The organism is Brevundimonas sp. (assembly GCF_029945885.1).
Lineage (GTDB): Bacteria > Pseudomonadota > Alphaproteobacteria > Caulobacterales > Caulobacteraceae > Brevundimonas.
Genome location: NZ_JAQSDK010000026.1, coordinates 78258 through 99730 on the forward strand (window position 1 = coordinate 78258; position 21473 = coordinate 99730).

Sequence of the window (21473 nt, forward strand, 5' to 3'; positions counted from 1 at the left end):
CAACGCTGTGACGGGCAGATAGTTATCGACTTAACGGCCGTTCAACAAGGGGATGTCGGATTGACCGACACGCGTACCGCAATTCTCGATGCCGCCGCTCGGCTCTATGCGGCGGACGGTTATTCCGCCGTCTCCATGCGTGACGTCGCCGCCGAAGTATCGATGACACAGGCTAACCTATACTATCATTTTCGAGACAAGGCACAGCTGGTCGAGGATACGCTCGCGCATGTCCTGGTTACCAGAATGTCACCGCTGGATGATTTGTTCAAAACGACTTCTTCTCCGGAATATCAGTTGCGGGTTTTTGTTGAGTGGTTCGTGACGCTCTTGTTCAATGATCTGATATTTACTCAACTGATGCTGCGCGAGTTGATCGACGGCGATGTGGAAAGAGTCGCGCGCCTCTCGAGAGCGGTCTTCGACAAGCCGTTCTCGCTGATTGACGGGATCGTCTCAGCCTATTCGCCCGGCAAGAACTCAGCCCTGACGACGGCGTCCGTCATCGCCCTCATCATCGGGCACGTCCAGATGGCGCGCATTCTTCCATATCTGTCCAGCGGCCACGCTGATCACGCCGATCCGAAAATCATCGCCGCACATGTTCTCTCCACCCTGCAGCGCGCGCTCAAGGACCAATCCGATGCCCTTTAGGGATCATGCGAAGAGGCGGACCTTGCCGGCGCTTGGCCTGGTGCTGACGATGCTGGCCGGTTGCGGAGAACACGGGGAAGCGGTCGATCGGGAGCCGCCGACGGTGCGGCTGCCGACCACTGTGGTCCAGCGCGCCGATCTGCCCGATTTCGACGCCATTCCCGGCACCGTCACATCGGACGACAGGGTCGATATTTCCTCGCGCGTCACCGGTTATGTGCTCCTGATCGCCGTTCATGAAGGCCAATCCGTTCGGCGAGGCCAGGTGCTGGCGCGGATCGACGCCAGAGAGATCGATGAAGCGATACGACAAGCGCGCGCCGGCCTTTCAGCCGCCCAGGCCGACCTTGCCCACGCCGAAGAGGATGTCGTCGCTCAGGAACCTCTGGCGCAGACGGGTGCGATATCGAGAGATGTGTTCCGTGGCACCAGCTTGCGGCGTGACGTCGCGCGCTCGACGGTCGCCAGGGCGCAGGCCGCGCTTGGCGCCGCCGAGGCCCAGCGGCCTTATGTCACGATCGCCAGCCCGATCGACGGGGTCATTGTCGCCCGGCCCGGACAAGCCGGAGAGTTGGCGACGCCCGGGCGCACGCTCGTCACCGTCGAGGCGCGTCGCCGCCTGCTGTTCAAGATGTTTGTGCCGGAAGCCGATGTCCGGCGCATTGCCGTCGGCACGCCCATCGAGGTGCGCCTCGACGGCTTGGGCGACCGCACCCTGAGCGGCGTCGTTCGCGGCATCGTACCGTCGGGCGATACCACAACGCGGCGCTATGAGGTGGATATCGCACTGCCGCCGGACCCCGGTCTCATGCCGGGCATGTTCGGCCGCGCCCGGCTCGTGACCGGCCGAAGGCAATCGCCGCGGGTCCCGGCCAGCGCCATCGTCGAGCGCGGGGGACTGACCGGTGTTTTCGTGGTTGGAAAGGACGGCCGCGTCGCCTTCCGGTGGTTGCGGACGGGCAGGGAGGCGGACGGATACGTCGAGATCGCCTCGGGCCTGGTGGGCGGCGAGACGATCCTGGCTCGCGCCGATGCTTCTGTGCGTGACGGCGCGAGATTGGTTCAAGGGCCGCGAACGCGATGAGTGTTCCTCGGCTGAATCTGGCGGGGCGGCTGGCCAGCACCTTCATCACATCCAAGTTGACGATCGTCTTCATCGTCGGCGTCCTGATGGCTGGCGTCTTCGCCGTTGTGCTGACACCGCGCGAAGAGAACCCGCAAATCGTCGTCCCCGGCGCGGTTGTCACCGTCGCGCTGCCGGGTGCTTCGGCGCGAGAGGTGGATCAGCTGATTGTCGGTCCTCTCGAAGGCATTCTCAGCGAGATGTCCGGCGTGGACCATACATACGGTGTCGCGCGCAATTCACTGGGCGCGGTGCAGGTTCAGTTTAAGGTCGGGGAATCCCCGGAGGATTCCCTCGTCAAACTCTACAATCGAGTGATGGCGAACCGCGAACGCCTACCGGCGGGCGCCGGGATTCCGACGATCCGGGCGGTGGATGCCGACGACGTTCCGGTCGTCACCGTCACGCTCGCGTCCAACGCCTATGATGACTATGGGCTCAAGCGCGTCGCCGATCGTATGGCTGAGCGTCTGCGAAGCCTGCCCAATGTTTCCGTCGTCAGCGTTCGCGGAGGCCGTGACCGGGAGATCGGCGTCGCCTTCGATCCTGAACGGCTTGTCGCCTTCTCCATCGCGCTGCCGCAAGCCTATGCGGCCATCACCGCCAACAACCTGTCCACACCGCTATCCGGGCCGCTGCGCAACGGCAAGGTCGAGACGGTCCAGCTACGCGGCGCGTTCTCGTCTGTCGATGACGTGCGCGATCTGGTCGTCGGGGTCCACGCCGGCCGCCCGGTCTATGTGCGCGACGTCGCCATCGTCACCGACGGCCCCCCCATCGAGATCACGGCGCAGAGCCGGTTCGCCTTCGGTTCCGCCGACGCGCGCGCCCAACATGCGGGCACGGGGGAAATGCCGGCGGTGACCATCGCCGTCGCCAAGAAGAAGGGCGCCAATGCGGTTCTCGTCTCCAGGAGTGTCGTCGATCGAATAGATCGGATGCAGCAATCCTTTGTGCCGAAGGGTATCCATGTCGTCGTGACCCGCGATGACGGGAAGAAGGCCGACGCCGCCGTCAATGTCCTGATCGAGCATCTGGCCATCGCGTTGTTCACGGTGAGCCTGATCATGGTGCTGTTCCTTGGCTGGCGTGAAGCGCTGATCGTGACGCTGACCGTGCCGCTGATCTTCTCGATCACGCTCGCCGCGGACTATTTCGGCGGCGTCACCATCAACCGGGTGACGCTCTTTGCCCTCATCCTTGCCCTTGGCCTGCTGGTCGACGCGGCCATCGTCGTCATCGAGAACATTCACCGGCACTATAACTCCGCCTCATCCTTGACCAAGCAACAGGCGACGATCCTGGCCACCAACGAGATTGGCAACGCGACCAATCTAGCCACCTTGGCGGTGATGCTGGTGTTCGGGTCGCTCTTCCTCGTGACGGGCATGGCGGGGGACTATTTCTATCCCGTCGCCTACAACGTCCCCATCGCCATGGCCGGTTCGATCGTCGTGGCCTATATCGTGACGCCATGGGCGGCCAATCGCTGGCTCCGTCGTCATCCCGCCGCCGACCATGACGAGCCCGACGATGGCCACGGCCATGGTCGTCGCGACTGGATGCAGCGCCTCTATCTGCGCCTGATCGGTCCGCTCCAATTCAGTCGGCGCGCTCGTCGGGGGCTGGCCTTGGCCATCTTCGCCTTGATCCTCGCTTCGTCGCTCCAGGGCGCCTGGCAGTTCATCCGCCCTTCCGGCGTCAGCGGCGCGGTCTCGCCGCTCGGTGTCGCGCTCGGCTTCATGCCGAAGGACAACAAGAACACCTTCAACATCGTCATCAGCATGGCGGAAACCACCCCCGTCGAGGAAACCGACCGGATGGTCCGTGAAATCGGCCGCTTGCTCTCCACAAATCCGAACGTCTCCAACTATCAAAGCTGGATCGGACAATCGGGGGTCGTCGACTTCAACGGTCTGCTGCAGGGCACCGCCGACCGGCGGGGCGGCAATGTCGCCGAGATCCGGGTCAATCTCGTCGACAAGCATGCACGGCGCCTGAGCTCCATCGAGATCGTGCGGGCGATGCGGCCGAAGGTGGACGAGATCCGGGCCAGCTACCCTGGTGCGCGCGTCCGTCTGGTCGAGGATCCTCCAGGGCCGCCGGTGCGCGCGACGGTGCTGGCCGAGATATACGGACCAGAGTCCGAGGGACTGAGGCGCCTGTCGACCAAGGTCGAGACGGAGTTCGCCATGACGTTCGACATGGTGGACATCTCGAACACCGAACCTGTCGACGTGGTCGAGCGGGTGCTGGTGCCCGACAGGGAAAAGGCCGCCCTCTCGGGCGTTTCTGTGGCGCAGATCGCCGAGTTGCTGCGGCTCGTCTATGGCGGTGACCTGGTCGGGCGGGCGCACCCGGCCGACGAGCGCAACCCGGTCGATATTCGCGCCTATGTCCCGCGTCGACACGCCGTCGATCCGACAAAACTGGACGGCCTGTTCGTGAACAACACGTCGGGTCAGCCCGTGGCCTTGTCCGAGCTGGTGAAAGTCTCATCTTCGACCGCCGATCGGCCGATCCAGCGCAAGGATAACGAACGCGTCGCCTTTGTCGGGGGCGAGTTGTCGCAAAGCGTACCGCTCTATGCCGTTCTCGATCTGAACCGGCGCCTTTCCGGCATCAACGGGCCCGACGGGCAGCCGCTTACGACCGGCAACCTGAGTTTCAACCCCCGGGCGCCCGACACCATCGACGGCTATCAATTGCTGTGGGATGGCGAGATGCGCATGACCCTCGATATCTATCGCGACATGATCGTCGCCCTGGGCGTCGCCCTGACGGCGGTCTATCTGTTGCTGGTGGCCTACTATCGGTCATTCCTGATTCCGATGATCGCCATGTCCTCCGTTCCGCTCGGGATCATCGGGATCTTTCCGGGCCATTGGATCCTTGGGGTCGACTTCTCGGCCACGTCCATCGTCGGCATCATAGCGTTGTCGGGTGTGGTGATCCGCAACTCGCTGCTGATTATCGACTTCATCGAGGAGAATTTGAAGCAGGGCATGGCGCTGGACGAGGCGGTCCGAATGGCCGGCGCCGTCCGGCTGCGCCCGATCATCCTGACGACCCTCGCCATCGTCCTTGGGTCGGCGATCATGGTGAGCGATCCCGTCTTCGGCGGTCTCGCCATTTCGCTGATCTTCGGAACGCTCGTGTCCACGGCCCTGACGGTGTTCGTTGTCCCCATTCTCTACCAGTTGAGCGCGACGCGAGGTCCGAAGGGTGCGGCGATCGGTGAATGAACCGTGGGCGGGTAAGACGCCCCGTCTCAGCCCGATTTGATTTGGCGCAAAGACCACGACGACGAAACCTGTCACGAAAAGCCTGAACTCATTGAGGATACTGGCCCATGACGCTCAAGAAGCTGCTGTTCGTTTCAGCGATGTCTGGCGTGTTCGCAAGCGCCGGTTGCCAAGCCCAAAATCCCGAGGAGTCCGCCAAGCAGGCGGCGGACGCCGCGAGAGGCGAGGTCCAGGACGCGGCGGCGACCGCTAGGGTGGCTGTGGAGGAGGCGCGAACGGCGGCGCAGGCGGCTGTTGAGACAGCGACACGCAATGCCGAAAGGACGCGCAAGGCGGTGAGCGAAGCTTCCTCGGAAGCATGGGCCGCGGCGGTGCAGGCGGCCGAGGAAGCGCAGACCGCCGCCGCGCTTGCCGCCCGTCAGTCGGAAGAAGCCCACCGCCAGGCGGGCGCGGAGTCCAGAGTCGCCGCCCAAGCCGCATCCGAGGCGGCGGGGAGAGCGGCGACCGCGGCTCAGGAAGCTTCCGCCCGGACGACGGACGCGGCCAGGACAGCGGCTGAGGCCCGGCTGAACGCCTCAGCCCAGACTGTGGCCGCGGCAAGGGAGGCCGCCCGAAAGGCCGTCGAAGCCGCCGATAAGGCGGCCCTGGCCGCCGGGGAAGCGGCTCGAAAGGCCGAGGAAGCCGCCAAAGAGGAACCGGCCAAGGCTGGGTGAAGAGGCCACGTAGAAATCTATACTTTTCCTTAAATCGCTGATCGAGAGGTTTCCCATGTCTGAATCCAACCGGCCCACCACGATCCAAGATAAACTGATCGCTGATGTGAAGCTCATCGTCGCCGATGCCGAGGCGCTTGTGCACGCCACCGCCGATCAAGCGGAAGAGAAGGTCGCAGACTTGCGCGCCCGCCTTCAGGCAAACCTGAAGGCGGCCCAGGATCGACTTGCCGAGGCGGAAACGACGCTTGTGGACGCGACTACAGAAACCTTCCGCGCAGCCGTGGTTGCGTCAGCGTTGGTAACCTCGGAAGCCGCCAACAAGGCTTCTGAAGCTGCCGGGGAGGCGGCGCAGAAGGCCGAGGAAGCAGTCCAAAAGGCGGCCGAGTTTGGCAAGGACGCCGCGAAGCACGCTGCTGAAGCCGCGAGAGATGCGGCTCAGAAAGCGGCGGCGGCAGCCAGAGAGACGGCTGTCAAAGCATTAGATGCAGTGGGAGAAATGGCCAGGAAGGCCAAAGATCTTATCAACGAGTAGCTTCAAAAAAACCCGGTCCGGTCGCCGCCTTCAGTGTCTCCTCGCCTTCTGGGGCGTATCCAGTCCACCTCCGGCAAGTGGCGGAAGCCCGTGGACCCGTAGGTGTTCAGTCCCGAGGTGAGGTGGGTTGGATCGTATCTGAAGCGGTCTGGCTCGTCTGCCCACGCCTTGCAGATGGCTTCGTAGGGCGTAAGGCCCTGTAAGGTCTTGAGCCGCTTGGCGAAGTTGTAGGCGTCGAGGAAGGCGGCGAGGTGCTGCCTGAGCTGTTGATGGCTGTCGTAGTGATAGCGGCGGACGGTGGCCTCTTTCAGCGTTCGGTTCATCCGCTCGACCTGGCCGTTGGTCCAAGGGTGGTTGGGCTTGGTGAAGCGGTGCTCGATCCCGTGTTCGAGGCAGACCCGGTCGAACTTGTGGACCCTGTAGCGAGCGGTGGGGCCGGAGCGATGCTGGGGCATGTCGCCGAACTGCACGCCGTTGTCGGTCAGAACCGTGTGGATCTTGTAGGGCACGGCCTCGATCACGGCCTTCAGGAAGTCAGCGGCGATCTGGACGGTGGCGGCCGGGTGTAGCTGGGCGAAGGCGAACTTGGACGTGCGGTCCACGGCGACGAAGAGGTGGAGCTTGCCCTCGTCAGTCCTGACCTCGGCGATGTCGATGTGGAAGTAGCCGATCGGATAGCGTTTGAAGGGTTGCCGGGCTGGCTTGTCGCCGGCGATCTCCGGCAGGCGGCTGATGCCGTTGCGCTTCAGGCAGCGGTGAAGGGACGACCGGGTCAGGTTCGGCAGGGTCGCCTGGAGCGCGTAGAGGCAATCGTCCAGCGGCAACAGGGTATGTCTGCGGAAGGCGACGACGATCGCCTCTTCCTCGGCTGTCAGGACAGTCGAACGAACCGTCTTCGGCCCCATCGGCGCGTCATGAACGAAGGCCCGCCTGCGCCACTTGGCGACTGTCTTGTGGTTGAGGCCGTGGCGCGCCGCTAGCTCTTTGAGCGGAGCCTTCGATCGCTGTATCGCCGCTCGGACAGCGTGCGTAGTCGTGGCGCTGCCGTGGAGTATCTGGCCCATAATGCCTCCCGGAATGAAGGATCAGTTTGACTGATTCCCCCACACTCCGGGACTGAACACCTAGGGATGCCGCCGCGTTCGAGCGTTCGACTGCGTTCTCAGTTCGACATCATCTCGCGGTCGCTTGGGCAGCGTTCGTTACGCATGATTGATAAGGGGTCTGAGCGCCATTTCGGTTGCATCCGGCTGTTTCCAGCGGCGTGCGACGGCGTCTAGGGCGTCCAGGGCATCGCCAAGCTCACTTCCGTTGTCCGTCAATCCATACGTGACTTGGGGCGGGATGGTCGGCTTGTGCTCACGATAGATCAGCCCTTCACGTTCGAGCAGGCGCAGGCGATCGGTCAGAACCTTGGCAGAAACATTATGGAGCCGCCGTTTCAAGACGCCGAACCTGAGGGGACCGTCCTCCCTCAAAGTCCAAAGGATATACATGGTCCAGGGGCCCATGAGGACGCGGAACAACGCTTCGACGGGACAGGATGGCTCGTGCGAAAAGCGCGTCATAGGCAGTTACTCCAAGGTACCTACTTCTCAAAAGGAACCGAACTTATATAGCTATCCATATAGGGCATGCGAGGCGTCTGGCCTCCCGCCAATTCGGTAAAGACCGGGACCCGATGAGGGCATGAGCGAGGCGGGAAGATGATTTTGGTGATCGGTGCGACTGGCAACATCGGATCCGAGGTGACGCGGCAACTCGTGTCAAACGGGGCCGATGTCCGGGTCTTGGCGCGCGACACAGCCAAGGCCCGCGCCGCGCTGGGACCAAAGGTTCACGTCATGGAGGGCGATCTGTCTCGCCCCGAGACGGTGGCCGGCGCCATGGCGGGCGTAGACAAGCTGTTCCTCGTCACGCCGCTCACTCTCGACCAGATCGCCATGAAATCCGCGGCGATCCAGGCGGCGAAGCAGGCCGGCGTCAAGCATATCGTCATGTCGACGGGCATTGGCGCAGGGCCGGACGCGGGTGTTGAAATCGGACGCTGGCATGGCAAGAGCCAAGAAGAGGTCAAGGGGACCGGCCTCGCCTATACTTTCCTTCAGCCCACCTTTTTCATGCAGAATATGCTCATGTTTGCGGACTCGATCCGTGCGCAGGGCGCATTCTATCTGCCACTCGGCGACAGCAAGGCGAGTTGGGTCGATGCACGTGACATTGCTGAAGTCGGCGTCGTGGCGCTGACCGAGGCCGGGCACGAGAATAAGGAATATCCCATCACCGGTGGCGAGGCGATCAACTGCGCCGAGATGGCGCAGACACTTTCCGGAACGCTTGGCAGAACGGTGACCTTCATCGACGTTTCCCTGGCTGCGTCCAAGGAGGGCATGACGGCCGCTGGAATGCCGGAGAAGCTCGCCGACATGATGAACGAGCTCTACGCTCTCGGGCCGGCTGGTCATCTGGCCCATGTCGCCGATACGGTCGAGACGGTGACGGGGCATGCCCCGCGCAGCTTCCGCCAGTTTGCCGAAGATCACGCGGCGGCCTTTAAGGGCTGAGAGGCTGATCTGAAATGAAGTTGAGTGAAATCAGTCGTTTGTGATTCGGTTGAAGGTGCGAGCCATCAACGGATATCGACATGTGGACTGAGATCACCCGGCGTAAGCATGCCCGAAAGGGGCTGCGCTATTCAAGCGATCTGACGGATCCGGAATGGGTGGTGCTGGAGCCGTTGCTGCCGGCGCGGTTTCGTCTGGGGCGTCCGGCGAAATGGTCGTTGCGGACGATCACCGACGCGCTGCTGTATATTCTGCCCGGCGGTCAGCCGTGGCGGATGCTGCCGGGGGATTTTCCGCCGATGACGACGGTGCATGGGTATTCCTACGCCTGGCGCGACAGCGGGGCATGGAACACGATCAACCATTTGCTGCTGACGGCGTTCCGCGAGGCGGTCGGGCGCGAGGCCTCGCCCAGCGCCGGGGTGATCGACAGCCAGAGCGTCAAGACCACGGAAAGCGGCGGTCCCACGGGCGGAGCCTGTTCTCGGGCCAGCCGAAGGCTGGACCCGGGGGGCGTCGGCAGGAAGATCAAAGGCCGCAAGCGTCACATCCTCACCGATACCGGCGGTCTGCTGGTCGCCGCGCGAGTCCATACGGCCGATATCCAGACCCTGCCCCCGCGAAGGCGGGGGACCGCGATGGCGCGCCCGACGTCCTGGCTTCGATCCGCGCCGGCATGCGTAAGGAGAAAGTGGCCCTCGCGCGCAAGCTTTCTGTTGTGCTGCATCGGATGCTGCGCGACCCGACGACAGGATGAGGTTCAAACGGGATTGACACTGGAGGACCCATTACAGAAGTCAGACTCTTATGGCTTTGTCGCTGATGGAGGCCGACTTGTCGCAACCACGATGGGCGCCGAGGTTTCAGCTACGGTTCGGCGGGCGATCTCGTGGCTGCGGGACCAAGCTCGCCTTAGTAGCGCAGGAGCCATCCACAGATGACAGCACCTGTTGTCTGCCAGCCACTTTGCACCATACGAAAGAAATTGATGCAGCAAGTCATCTTTACCGGCGCCCACGGCCAAACGCTCGTTGCCGACGTGATGGGCGAGCCAGATGGTATTCCCGTACTGCTGGCACACGGAGGCGGGCAAACACGGGGCGCCTGGCGCGGAACGATCCGGCTTCTCTCCGAAACAGGTTTCAAGGCCGTGGCGCTTGATCTGCGCGGGCACGGTGAAAGCGCGTGGTCGCCGGACGGACGATACGCCATCGGCGATTTCGCCGCCGATCTCGTTGCGGTGGCGGACCAACTGGACATTCGCCCGCACCTGATCGGCGCTTCGCTGGGCGGTCTGGCGGGACTGGTTGCGGAAGGGGAGCAGCGATCCGGCACGTTCGAAACCCTCACTCTCGTCGATATCGCGCCCCACCTGGACGCTACGGGCGTCACTCGCGTGATGGATTTCATGCGCGCGCATTTGGACAAGGGGTTTGCCACTGTCGAGGATGCAGCTGCCGCTGTCGCTCGATACGCGCCCGGCAAACCGCGGTCCACCGGGAGCATTGACGGCCTCCGGCGTTATCTGCGCTCGGGTTCCGATGGCCGACTTCGCTGGCATTGGGATCCCCGTTTCATTGACGGAGTTCTGCTTGGGGGCGCCCCGGCGGACTCGATCGGGACGCTTTCGCGCGCGGCCGCGAACCTCGACCTGCCGGTGCATTTGATCCGCGGGGGAATGAGCGACATGGTGAGCGACGAGGGCTTGACCGCTTTCCGGGCGCTTGTCCCAGGCGCGGTCTATACCGATATCGCGGGCGCGGGCCATATGGTTGCGGGCGATCAAAACGATGCCTTTTCCCAAGCCGCTGTCGCGTTCCTCGTCGCGAACAGCGGCTCCGCGCCAGCCGAGGGGCGCGATCTTGCGCGAAATTAGTGTTCCGATCCCCGGCGGTGCGATCGCGGCATTGCAATGGAACGAAGCTGGCCCCGCTGCGCCGCTGCTGCACTTCGCGCATGCCACGGGGTTGAACGCATTGACCTACCGGCGATTGCTCGAGCCGCTTGCCGCACGCTACCGCATCATTGCGTCGGACCTGCGCGGCCACGGGCGCAGCACACTCCGCGCAGAGCCGGGCGAGCTACGAGGCTGGGAACAATTCGAGGACGATCTCGAAGCGCTGATCGAGGCACTGGGCGAGCCGGCCTTGCTCGCCGGTCATTCGATCGGCGCCACTGTCAGCGGAATGCTGGCGGCGCGCAGGCCCGAGCTGGCGCTGGGCGTCGCGATGGCCGAACCCTCGTTCATTCCGTTCGCCGACGTCGCACGCGTCGATGAAGAACGACGACAGGGCTTGCCGTTCGAATTCGAACTCGCGCGGATTGCGGGCAAGCGACGCCACCGGTGGAGCAGCCGCGACGAGATTCACGCGGCGTATCGGGGGCGCGGGATGTTCGCTTCCTGGCCCGAGGCGTGGCTCGACGACTATCTGGACGGTGGGCTCATTGGTCAAGCCGACGGCAGCGTCGAGCTAGCCTGCGCGCCCGCATGGGAACAGGCGACATTCAGCGCGGTTACGACCGAAATCTGGCGGCGGCTGACCCGTTACAGGGGCGCGCTAACGGTGGTGCGCGGGACGGTGATGAGCACCATTGCTAATCCCGATGCCGACGCGTTCGCCGAACTCGCGCCGCAGGCGCGCATGTTCGTCTCTCCGGGACGGAGCCATTTCTTGCCGATGGAGGCGCCTGAACTGGTCCACCAGGCGATCGATCTCGCGCTCGTGCCCGCGGAAATTTCACTGGGGGAGATCGCGTCTTGAAACTCTATCACTGTGCCGACGCACGCTCGCTTCGCGCGCTCTGGGCGATCGAGGAACTGGGCGTCGATTGCGAACTGGTCACGCTGCCGTTCCCGCCGCGCGTACGCGACAAGGCGTTTCTCGAACAGAACCCGCTGGGCACGGTGCCGCTGCTCGTCGACGGCGAAACGCGCATGTCGGAATCGGCGGCAATCTGCGACTATCTCGGCCATCGCTTTGGACCAAGCGATCTGGTCGTTGCCCCCGAAGAACCGGGTTATGGCGCGTATCTCAACGGCCTTCACCAAGGCGAGGCGACACTGACCTTTCCTTTGACGCTCGTGTTACGATACGGCCGTTTCGAACCGCCCGAACGTCGCCTGCCGACGGTGGTCGAGGATTACGGCCAATGGTTTCTCGGGCGGCTCCGCGTGCTGGCCGATACGCTCGAGCGCGAACCGTTCGTCGCGGCGCAGCGATTCACGATGGCTGACATCTCGATCGGCTATGCCTTGTTCCTCGGCCGGGCAGTCGGCCTGTCGGCACGCTACCCCGACACAGTGACGGCGTATCTGGACCGGATTCTGGCGCGCCCCGGCCTCGTCCGCGCACGCGCGCGCCAGGGCGCTGCCGACACGCTAGGAACCGTCGCGTGACCGGAGCAGGGGCGCGACGAGCGCGATCCAGCGCCTGATCGCCGCGAGCGTTTGGCCGGCGTCATCGGCATAGCGCTCCTGAAGCAGCAGCCCGCGCATCAGGCTGCGGCTCATCAGCATCAGCAGTTCCACCTCGCCGGCACCGCCCGCGAAGGCTTCGTAGCGGTCGGACATCGCGCGGTCGATCGCGGTGTTCCACCCGTGCAGCGTTGGCGATATGCGCGCCTGGAGTCCCCCGTCTGTCCGCGCGGCGACGAGGATCTCGAGCAGCGCGCGATATGCATCGGTGTCGATCAGCGAGGTCCATATCGCCATCAGATCGGTCGCAACCCCGCTATGCCCCCCGGGCTTGGTCGGCTCGCTGGGCAGGAACCGGTCGATCGAACGCTGTAGCAACCGGTCGGCGACGGCGGTGATCAGTTCTTCCTTGGTCGGGAAATGGTGCTGGAGCGCGCCCTTCGATACGCCAGCCCGTTCCGCGACTCGGGCGATGGTGGTTTCGGGATATCCCCGCTCGACCAGGCACGTGATCGCCGCGCGAAGGATCGCATCCTGCGCTTTCAATCGCTTCGCTTCCTGTCTGCCGGGTTGTTCGACGACGCTAGCCATTATTCTTCCTAATCGCCCGTTCCCCTCGCGAAAACCCACTGGACAAAAAAACAAGCCAACCATACTGTTTTAGCAAGGCTCAACCGGCGGGGAGGATCCAAGGTGCGGATCGAATCGAGGGTGGATCGCAAGACCGCGAGCTTTGCCCGCAATGTCGAGGATCATCTCGCGCTGATCGAGCAGCTACGCGTGCTCGAGGCGAAGGTGCAGGCGGCGTCGAACAAGTCGCGCGCGAAATTCGAAAAGCGCGGTCAGCTCCTTCCGCGCGATCGGATCGCGCTGCTGCTCGATCGCGGCGCGCCCTTTGTCGAGCTTTCGACACTGGCCGGCTACCGGATGCACGACGACGATGGCGACAGCAACATCGCTGGCGGCGGCAATATCGCGGGAATTGGCTTCGTCGCGGGCGTGCGAGTCGTCGTTTCGGCGTCCGATGCCGGAATTCGCGGCGGCGCCGCGACCCCGATGGGAATGGAAAAAGGGCTCCGGGCGCAGGCGATCGCGATCGAAAACAAGCTCCCCTATGTCCAGTTAATCGAGAGCGCGGGCGCCGATTTGTTTCGTCAGGCCGACATGTTCGTTCGCGGCGGCAGGAGCTTCGCCAATCTCGCCCGGATGTCGGCACTCGGCCTGCCGGTGATAGCGGTCGTGCACGGGTCGTCGACCGCTGGCGGCGCTTATCAGACCGGACTGAGCGATTATGTCGTCCTGGTGCGCAACCGGACGCGCATCTTCCTCGCCGGCCCGCCGTTGCTGAAAGCCGCGACCGGGGAAATTGCCGACGCAGAAGATTTGGGCGGTGCCGAAATGCATTACGCGGTCGCCGGGACCGGCGAATATATGGCGGAGAACGATGCCGACGGAGTGCGCATCGCACGCGACGTGATCGGCCGGCTCGGCTGGAACGCCCGCGCGCCCGAGCGCGTGCCCCCGGTTGTCGTGCCGCCGCTCTATCCGAGCGAGGACCTGCTCGGCATCGTGCCGGTGGATTATCGCCAGCCCTATGACGCGTGCGAGGTGGTGGCGCGGCTTGTCGATGGCTCCGACTTTCTTGAGTTCAAGGCGGGATACGGTCCGCACACGGTAACCGGCCATGCCGCGATCGGTGGTCACCAGATCGGCATTCTTGCCAATAACGGGCCCATCGACGCCAACGGCGCCGCCAAGGCCGCCCAGTTCATCCAGATCTGCTGCCAATCCGACCGGCCACTGCTGTTCCTTCAGAACACCACCGGCTTCATGGTCGGGCTCGACGCCGAACGCGGCGGCATCGTGAAGCATGGCTCGAAAATGATCCAGGCGGTGACCAATGCCACCGTCCCGCGGCTGACCGTCAATATCGGCGCGTCGTTCGGCGCGGGAAATTATGGCATGTGCGGGCGTGGCTTCGATCCGCGATTTTTGTTCTCCTGGCCAAACCACCGCATTTCGGTGATGGGCGGCGAACAGGCGGCCGGGACGATGGCGATCGTCGCTGAAGACGCCGCGCGCAAACGCGGGATCGAGCCCGATCACGCAGCGCTTGACGCCATGCGGCAAAGGGTCGTCGAGGCCTACCGCACCGAGGGCGAGGCGCTGTACGCGACGGCCAGGCTGTGGGACGACGGCCTGATCGACGCGCGCGACACGCGCCGGATGCTCATCTTCTGCCTCGACACGTGCCGCGAAGCCGAGGCGCGCCGCCCGAGCGCATCGAGCTTCGGGGTCGCCCGGATGTGACGCAGGGAAGGACCAGAACATGCAACTGACCCCCGATCATGGCGAACTGCGCACGACCGCGCGCCGTTTCATCGAGGACGAGATCAATCCGCATGTCGATGAATGGGAACGCGACGGCATTTTTCCGGCACACGAAGTGTTCCGGAAAATGGGATCGCTGGGGCTTTTGGGCATCACCAAGCCGGTCGAATATGGCGGCTCCGGCCTCGACTACAGTTACGGCGCGGTCTTCAACGAAGCGACCAGCTACATCAACTGCGGCGGCGTCCCGATGGCGATCGGCGTGCAGACCGACATGGCGACCCCGGCGCTGGCGCGCTTCGGAACCGACGAACTCAAGCGCGAGTTTCTCGCGCCCTCGATCGCCGGAGAGATGGTCGCGTGCATCGGCGTGTCGGAAGTCACTGCCGGATCCGATGTCGCCGCGATCCGCACCCATGCGCGGCGCGACGGCGACGACTATGTCATCACAGGGTCGAAGATGTGGATTACCAGCGGCACCCAGGCCGACTGGATGTGCATGCTGGCGAACACCGGCGAGGGAAGCGGGCATCGCAACAAGTCGCTGATCTGCGTCCCGCTCAGGGACGGCGCAAAGCGCGCCAAGGGCGTCACGGTCGCACGCAAGCTCGAAAAGATGGGGATGCGGTCGTCCGACACCGCCGAACTCTATTTCGACGAGGTCCGGGTGCCGGTGCGCAATCTCATCGGGCAGGAAGGGATGGGGTTTACCTACCAGATGATGCAGTTCCAGGAGGAACGGCTCTATGCCGCGCTGAGCTGCCTCGCCGGGTGCGAGCGCACCATAGAGGAGACGATCGCCTACACGCGCGAGCGCCGCGCCTTTGGCAAGCCGCTGCTCGACAACCAGGTGGTGCATTTTCGCCTTGCCGAGCTTGCGACCGAGGTCGAGTTGCTGCGCGCGCTGACGTGGAACGCGGTCGAACGCCATGTCGCGGGCGACGACGTCACCAAGCTCGCGTCGATGGCCAAGCTCAAGGGCGGCCGCCTGGGGCGTGAAGTCAACGATGCCTGCCTGCAATATTTCGGCGGCATGGGCTTCATGGAAGAAACGCCGGTATCGCGGCGCTACCGCGATGGGCGCTTGAGTTCGATCGGCGGCGGCGCCGACGAGGTCATGCTCGGGATCATCAGCAAATATATGGGCATCGCCCCGGGTCGGGCGGCGTGAGCGCCGAAACCAACTTGGCTAAATTGCCGGTGTGCGAAACGCTGGCGTTGCGCCGTGTGGGGCCGGTGCTGCACGCGCTGATCGACCGTCCGGCGACGCGCAACGCCTTGAGCGATGCCGTCGTCGCCGATCTCGACCGGCTGGCGGCGGCGCTCGAGGTTGATCGCACGACCCGCGTCGTCGTGCTGCGCGGGGCGGGCGGGACGTTTTGCGCGGGCGGCGACCTGACAGGTTTTCTGAGCCGTCAAAAGCTCGATTCGGCCGCGCTCGCCGGGGACAACCGTGTATTCGGTCGTGTTCTGGAACGCCTCGACGTGCTCCCGCAGATCCTGATCGGCGTGGTCGAGGGGGCCGCGTTCGGCGGCGGGGTGGGACTGGTGTGCGTCACCGACATCGCGCTTTGCGAGGCCGGCACACGCTTCGCGATGTCGGAAACCGGGCTGGGTGTCGTGCCCGCCCAGATCGCGCCCTTCGTCGCGGCGCGCATCGGGCGAAGTCAGGCGCGGCGGCTCGCGTTGCTCGGGGAGCGGCTCGACGGGCGAGGCGCGGCGGCGATCGGCCTTGTTCATCATGTTGAGACGGGGACGGAGGCACTCGAGGCGCGGCTGGCGAAACTGCTGAAAACGGCCCTGTCGCGCGCGCCCGAAGCCGTCGCCGCAACCAAGGCGCTGATCGCGCGGATCGATACCGAACCACTCGGCAGCGTGCTCGATCATGCTTCGCACCTTTTCGCCGCTGCGCTGGCTGGTGCGGAGGGGCGCGAGGGGGTGACCGCGTTTCTCGAAAAGCGTGTCCCGCTCTGGGCGGAGCAAGTGGGTTGAGCGGGCGGTTCACCAGCCTGCTGATCGCCAATCGCGGCGAGATCGCCTGCCGGATCATCGCAGCGGCGCGCAACCGAGGGCTGCGGACGATCGCCGTCTATTCCGATGCCGATGCGCAGGCCCGGCATGTGGCGCTGGCCGACGAGGCGGTCAGGATCGGCCCGCCATTGGCGGCGCTCTCCTACCTGTCGATCGACGCGATCCTTGCCGCGGCGCGCGCCAGCGGTGCCCAAGCGGTGCATCCCGGATACGGGTTCCTTTCCGAGAACGCGGCATTTGCAGAAGCCTGCCAGACCGCCGGGCTGGCGTTCGTCGGCCCGCCCGCAAGCGCGATCGCGGCGATGGGCAACAAGGCGGCGGCCAAACGGCTGATGCTCGACGCGGGGGTTCCCTGCGTTCCCGGGTATCATGGCGCCGCGCAGGACGATGTCACGCTGGTGGAGGAAGCGCATCGGATCGGCTTTCCGCTGATGGTCAAGGCGGCGGCGGGCGGTGGCGGGCGGGGCATGCGTCTGGTGGGCGCGGCGGACAACCTGGCGGGTGCGATCACATCGGCCCGCTCTGAAGCGCAGAACGCGTTCGGATCGACTGAACTGATCCTTGAACGCGCGATTCTCGGCGCGCGGCATGTCGAAATCCAGGTGATGGCCGACCAGGCGGGCGCGACGATTCATTTCGGCGAGCGCGACTGTTCGCTCCAGCGCCGCCACCAGAAGGTGATCGAGGAGGCGCCCAGCCCCGCGGTTGATGCCGAACTGCGCGCGCGGATGGGCGAGGTCGCGGTGACCGCCGCTCGCGCGATCGACTATGTCGGTGCGGGTACGGTCGAGTTGCTACTCGGCGACGATGGCGGTTTCTATTTCCTCGAGATGAATACGCGCATCCAGGTCGAGCATCCCGTGACCGAAATGATCACTGGACTCGACTTGGTCGGGATGCAGATCGACGTCGCGATGGGCATGCCGCTCGCGCTCGACCAGAACGACGTCGTCCTCGACGGACACGCGATCGAGGCGCGGCTCTATGCCGAAGACCCGGCATCGGGCTTTTTCCCGCAGGCCGGGCGGGTCATCGTGTGGGCGCCCGCGCAAGGCGAAGGCGTTCGAACCGATCACGGCATTCTTCCCGGCGCAACCGTTGGCGCCGACTATGATCCGATGCTCGCCAAGATAATCGCGCATGGCCGGACGCGCGAGGAGGCGCGTGCGCGGCTGATCGCAGCGATCGGTGCGACGCGGCTGCTCGGCGTCGTCACCAACAAGGGGTTCCTGATCGATTGCCTCGAGCATCCCGTGTTCGCCGCGGGCGACGTGTCGACCGACTTTCTCGATCGGGCGGGCGCTGCGTTGACCGACGCCCCCGATCACCGCGATGCCTTGGCAGCGGCGGCCGTTCTGCTCGCATCGGGCGGGCGGGCGGACGAACTGGCCGGCTGGTCGTCGACCGGCACGCAGCGCACGTTGATGACGCTGCGCACCGGCGACCGCACGTCGCCGATAGCAGTATCGCGCAGCGGGGCAGACTGGATGATCGAAGAGGGCGGCGACCTTAGGAAGATCGATAGGGTGAGCGTGGCCGGGGGTGAAGTGACGATTGTCCGCGGCGCGCGCGCGCTGCGGTTCGCTGTGGCCCACGATGGCGATGTCGTGCACCTCGATGACGGCCGCCATGTGCACCGTTTCGAAGACCTGACCTATCGCGCCGCCGAACGCGATGGCGGGGGCGGCGACGGCACGGTGCGCGCGCCGATGAACGGGCTGATCACCACCGTCAACGTCGCGCCGGGCGATGCGGTGACAAAGGACAGCGTCCTGCTGGTCCTCGAGGCGATGAAAATGGAGCAGCCGCTGCTCGCGGGAATCGACGGGATCGTGGAAACGGTCGCTGTCGTCGCCGGCGACCAGGTCGCGACCCGGCAGACGCTCGTGACGTTGCTTCCCGCTCCCGGAACCGGCCCATGACCGGCCTGCTGCGGATCGGTTGCGCCTCGGGCTTCTGGGGCGATAGCATGACGGCGGCACCGCAACTCGTCGCGTCGGGAGCGATCGACTTTCTGGTATTCGACTATCTCGCCGAGATCACGATGGCGATCCTAGCGCGCGCGCGCGTCAAGGATCCCCGCTTCGGATATGCGACCGATTTCGTCGATGTCACGCTTCGCGAAACGCTTTCCGAAATCGCCCGCCGCAAGATCCGGGTCGTGTCGAACGCCGGCGGGGTCAATCCGATCGCCTGTGGCGAGGCGATCAAGGCGCTCGTCGCCGAACTCGGCCTCGATCTGACCGTGGCGGTGGTGACCGGCGACGATCTGCTCGGCGACGCCGCGCGCTTTGCCGAGCAAGGCGTGCAGGAGATGTTCTCGAAGGCGCCGTTTCCAGCCCGGCCGCTGAGCATCAACGCCTATCTCGGCGCGTTTCCGATCGCCGCCGCGCTCGATCGGGGTGCCGATATCGTCGTGACGGGACGCTGCGTCGACAGCGCGGTGACGTTGGGGCCGTGCATCCATCATTTCGGTTGGACTCCGGACGCGCTCGATCGGCTCGCAGGGGGCAGCCTGGCGGGGCACATCCTGGAATGCGGCGCGCAGGCAACCGGCGGAGTGTTCACCGACTGGGAGGATGTTCCCGATTATGCCGCGATCGGTTATCCCATCGCCGAGATCGACGAGGACGGAAGCTTCACGGTCACCAAGCCGGAGGGCACCGGCGGGTTGGTGTCACGGGGAACGGTTGCCGAGCAGATGCTCTACGAAATCGGCGATCCCCAAGCCTATGTTCTGCCCGATGTCACATGCGATTTCAGCGCGGTCGAGATCGCACAGGCGGCACCGCACCGGGTGCGGGTGACGGGCGCTCGTGGTCGCCCTGCACCACCGTCCTACAAGGTCTGCGCGACGCACGTCGATGGCCACCGCCTCGCGCTGACGCTGGCGATCTGCGGCATCGACGCCGATCGCAAGGCGCGCGCGGTTGCCGACGCTGTGTTCGCCCGGATGGCGCGGCGGCTTGCGGCGGCGGGCGCGCCGCCGTTCACCGCGACTTCAGTCGAAGTGCTCGGGGCAGAAGCCTCCTATGGCCCCCACGGCCGGATCGTTGCGCCGCGCGAGGTCATCCTGAAGATCGCCGCACGGCATGGGTCGCCGGCGGCGCTCGCCGCGCTGTTGCGCGAGGCGACCTCGAGCGGAACCTCAATGACTCCCGGCATTACCGGCGTCGGCGGGAATCGCCCCAAGCCGATGCCGATGGTCCGGCTGTTCTCGTTTCTGATCGACAAGCGTGAGGTGACACCATCGATCCACGTCGGCGGCGAGACCGTCATGTGCCCCGATGCCGTGTCGCCGGGGTCGCCACCGAGCCCGCCGCCGGCATTTTTACCTGCTCCCGAACAACCTGTCGGTGAAATGGTCGAGGTTCCACTGGTGGCCCTGGCGTGGGCGCGCAGCGGCGACAAGGGCAACGATGCCAATATCGGTGTCATCGCCCGTGCTGCCGGCAACCTCCCCTGGATCGCAGCAGCGCTGGATGCCGATACGGTCGCGCGACATTTCGGGTACCTCGGGATCGGATCGGTCGAGCGGTTCTTCCTGCCCGGAATCGGCGGCTTGAACTTCCTGCTGCACGATGCCCTGGGCGGCGGCGGCACCGCATCGCTGCGCAACGATCCGCAGGGCAAGGGCCTGGCGCAGATATTGCTCGACCACCCGATACCCGTCCCGATCGCGATCGCCGCGGCGCGGAACAAGGAAACCGCCGCATGACTCACGCGTCTCCCCATCACACCGAGGCGCACCAGGCCTTTCGAGAATCCGTGCGCCGCTTCGTTGCCGACGAGATCACGCCTTTTGCGGCCGAATGGGACGAGGCCGAGGAATTTCCGCGCGCCCTCTACGCGCGGGCCGCGGAAATCGGTCTCCTCGGGCTAGGCTTTCCGGAGGAATATGGCGGAATCGCCTCCGACCGCCACTTTCGGATCATCGCTTCGCAGGAACTGGCGCGCGCCGGCAGCGGCGGCGTTTCGGCGGGACTGATGAGCCACTCGATCGGCGCTCCGCCGATCGCAGCGCTGGGCAGCGACGCGATGAAGCGCAGAGTGCTGCCTGATATATTGACGGGACGCAAAATCTCCGCGCTGGCGATCACCGAACCGGGCGGCGGGTCCGATGTCGCCCAGCTGCGGACAACGGCACGCCGCGACGGCGACGACTATGTCGTCAACGGCGAGAAGACTTACATCACCTCTGGGATGCGCGCCGATTACTACACGGTGGCGGTGCGAACCGGTGGGCCCGGCGCGCGCGGCGTGTCGCTCCTGCTGATCGAACGTGATCGCGCGGGCTTCACGCGCACCAAGCTCGCCAAGACCGGGTGGTGGGCTTCGGACACCGCCACCTTGTGGTTCGATGACTGCCGCGTGCCGGCCGACAATTTGATCGGCAGCGAGAATGACGGCTTTCGCGGCGTCATGCTCAACTTCAACGACGAGCGCATGGGACTCGCGGCGTCTTCGCTCGCCTTTGCCAAGGTGGCGTATGAGGATGCGCTGGATTGGGCGCGTTTGCGCAACACCTTCGGGGCCCCGCTGATCGAGCGGCAGGTGATCCGTCACAAACTGGTCGACATGGCGCAACGGATCGCCGCGGGCGAAGCGTATCTGGAATCGATCGCATGGCGGGTCGATCAAGGCGAAGCGCCGATCGCGGACCTGTGCATGCTCAAGAATCACGCCACCCAGACCCTGGCGCACTGCGCCTCCGAAGCCGTCCAGATCCTGGGCGGCGCGGGGTATATGCGCGGCTCGCGGGTCGAGCGCATCGCGCGCGAGGTCAAGGTCAACGCGATCGGCGGCGGTGCCGAGGAGATCATGAAGGATCTGGCCAGCCGGCATCTGGGCTGGTGAGCAGT

Annotated in this window: 18 protein-coding genes and 1 pseudogene; 16 read left to right on the plus strand and 3 right to left on the minus strand. The window is 65.0% G+C overall.

The window, feature by feature from the left end; translation table 11 throughout:
* Positions 1-60: 60 nt before the first annotated feature.
* The 5 genes from PSV00_RS10235 (at position 61) to PSV00_RS10255 (ending at position 6270) form a co-directional block, all read left to right on the plus strand.
* The gene (locus PSV00_RS10235; RefSeq protein WP_300446744.1) at positions 61-654 is read left to right on the plus strand and encodes a helix-turn-helix domain-containing protein; all 594 of its coding nucleotides are present in this window, start codon (positions 61-63) and stop codon (positions 652-654) included.
* A complete protein-coding gene (locus PSV00_RS10240) occupies positions 644-1738 on the plus strand; it encodes an efflux RND transporter periplasmic adaptor subunit (RefSeq protein ID WP_300446746.1) in 1095 nt (364 codons plus the stop codon). Before PSV00_RS10235 ends, PSV00_RS10240 begins: the two co-directional genes overlap by 11 nt.
* Positions 1735-5022, plus strand: a complete 3288-nt coding sequence (locus PSV00_RS10245) for an efflux RND transporter permease subunit (protein ID WP_300446748.1) — start codon at positions 1735-1737, stop codon at positions 5020-5022. The genes PSV00_RS10240 and PSV00_RS10245 overlap by 4 nt, the downstream gene beginning before the upstream one ends.
* 107 nt (positions 5023-5129) lie before the next feature.
* A complete protein-coding gene (locus tag PSV00_RS10250; RefSeq protein WP_300446750.1) occupies positions 5130-5735 on the plus strand; it encodes a hypothetical protein in 606 nt (201 codons plus the stop codon).
* Between the two features lie 55 nt (positions 5736-5790).
* Positions 5791-6270, plus strand: a complete 480-nt coding sequence (locus tag PSV00_RS10255) for a DUF883 family protein (protein ID WP_300446752.1) — start codon at positions 5791-5793, stop codon at positions 6268-6270.
* A gap of 2 nt (positions 6271-6272) precedes the next feature.
* Here PSV00_RS10255 and PSV00_RS10260 read toward each other — a convergent pair whose 3' ends face one another.
* Positions 6273-7334, minus strand: coding sequence for an IS481 family transposase (locus PSV00_RS10260; protein ID WP_300446754.1), 1062 nt, complete (start codon positions 7332-7334; stop codon positions 6273-6275).
* A 138-nt stretch (positions 7335-7472) separates the two neighbouring features.
* Positions 7473-7838, minus strand: coding sequence for a helix-turn-helix domain-containing protein (locus PSV00_RS10265; RefSeq protein WP_300446756.1), 366 nt, complete (start codon positions 7836-7838; stop codon positions 7473-7475).
* A 138-nt stretch (positions 7839-7976) separates the two neighbouring features.
* Here PSV00_RS10265 and PSV00_RS10270 point away from each other — a divergent pair, with 138 nt between their 5' ends.
* The 5 genes and pseudogenes from PSV00_RS10270 (at position 7977) to PSV00_RS10290 (ending at position 12231) form a co-directional block, all read left to right on the plus strand.
* Entirely contained in the window at positions 7977-8834 is an 858-nt protein-coding gene (locus PSV00_RS10270) for an SDR family oxidoreductase (RefSeq protein WP_300446758.1), read from the plus strand.
* Positions 8835-8914: 80 nt separating this feature from the next.
* Positions 8915-9501: pseudogene (locus PSV00_RS10275) on the plus strand (IS5 family transposase); the annotation flags it as partial.
* Positions 9502-9822: 321 nt separating this feature from the next.
* Positions 9823-10710 carry an alpha/beta hydrolase gene (locus tag PSV00_RS10280; RefSeq protein WP_300446760.1) on the plus strand — a complete coding sequence of 296 codons (888 nt, stop codon included), beginning with the start codon at positions 9823-9825 and terminating at the stop codon, positions 10708-10710.
* Complete coding sequence (locus tag PSV00_RS10285; RefSeq protein ID WP_300446762.1) at positions 10697-11596, plus strand: alpha/beta hydrolase; 900 nt, start codon at positions 10697-10699, stop codon at positions 11594-11596. The genes PSV00_RS10280 and PSV00_RS10285 overlap by 14 nt, the downstream gene beginning before the upstream one ends.
* Positions 11593-12231, plus strand: coding sequence for a glutathione S-transferase family protein (locus tag PSV00_RS10290; RefSeq protein WP_300446781.1), 639 nt, complete (start codon positions 11593-11595; stop codon positions 12229-12231). Before PSV00_RS10285 ends, PSV00_RS10290 begins: the two co-directional genes overlap by 4 nt.
* Here the strand turns inward: PSV00_RS10290 and PSV00_RS10295 are convergent.
* On the minus strand, positions 12214-12840 hold the full coding sequence (locus PSV00_RS10295) for a helix-turn-helix domain-containing protein (RefSeq protein WP_300446784.1): 627 nt from the start codon (positions 12838-12840) through the stop codon (positions 12214-12216). The genes PSV00_RS10290 and PSV00_RS10295 overlap by 18 nt on opposite strands.
* Before the next feature lie 102 nt (positions 12841-12942).
* On the opposite strand from PSV00_RS10295, the gene PSV00_RS10300 reads away from it, so the two are divergent.
* Genes PSV00_RS10300 through PSV00_RS10325 form a run of 6 tightly spaced genes read left to right on the plus strand, consistent with a single transcriptional unit; the run spans position 12943 to position 21468 of the window.
* Entirely contained in the window at positions 12943-14559 is a 1617-nt protein-coding gene (locus tag PSV00_RS10300) for a carboxyl transferase domain-containing protein (protein WP_300446786.1), read from the plus strand.
* Between the two features lie 19 nt (positions 14560-14578).
* Positions 14579-15751, plus strand: a complete 1173-nt coding sequence (locus PSV00_RS10305; protein ID WP_300446788.1) for an acyl-CoA dehydrogenase family protein — start codon at positions 14579-14581, stop codon at positions 15749-15751.
* Complete coding sequence (locus PSV00_RS10310) at positions 15748-16572, plus strand: enoyl-CoA hydratase-related protein (protein ID WP_300446791.1); 825 nt, start codon at positions 15748-15750, stop codon at positions 16570-16572. Before PSV00_RS10305 ends, PSV00_RS10310 begins: the two co-directional genes overlap by 4 nt.
* Positions 16569-18533 carry a biotin carboxylase N-terminal domain-containing protein gene (locus PSV00_RS10315; RefSeq protein WP_300446793.1) on the plus strand — a complete coding sequence of 655 codons (1965 nt, stop codon included), beginning with the start codon at positions 16569-16571 and terminating at the stop codon, positions 18531-18533. The genes PSV00_RS10310 and PSV00_RS10315 overlap by 4 nt, the downstream gene beginning before the upstream one ends.
* A complete protein-coding gene (locus tag PSV00_RS10320; RefSeq protein ID WP_300446795.1) occupies positions 18530-20329 on the plus strand; it encodes an acyclic terpene utilization AtuA family protein in 1800 nt (599 codons plus the stop codon). The genes PSV00_RS10315 and PSV00_RS10320 overlap by 4 nt, the downstream gene beginning before the upstream one ends.
* Positions 20326-21468, plus strand: coding sequence for an acyl-CoA dehydrogenase family protein (locus tag PSV00_RS10325; RefSeq protein ID WP_300446798.1), 1143 nt, complete (start codon positions 20326-20328; stop codon positions 21466-21468). Before PSV00_RS10320 ends, PSV00_RS10325 begins: the two co-directional genes overlap by 4 nt.
* Positions 21469-21473: the final 5 nt, after the last annotated feature.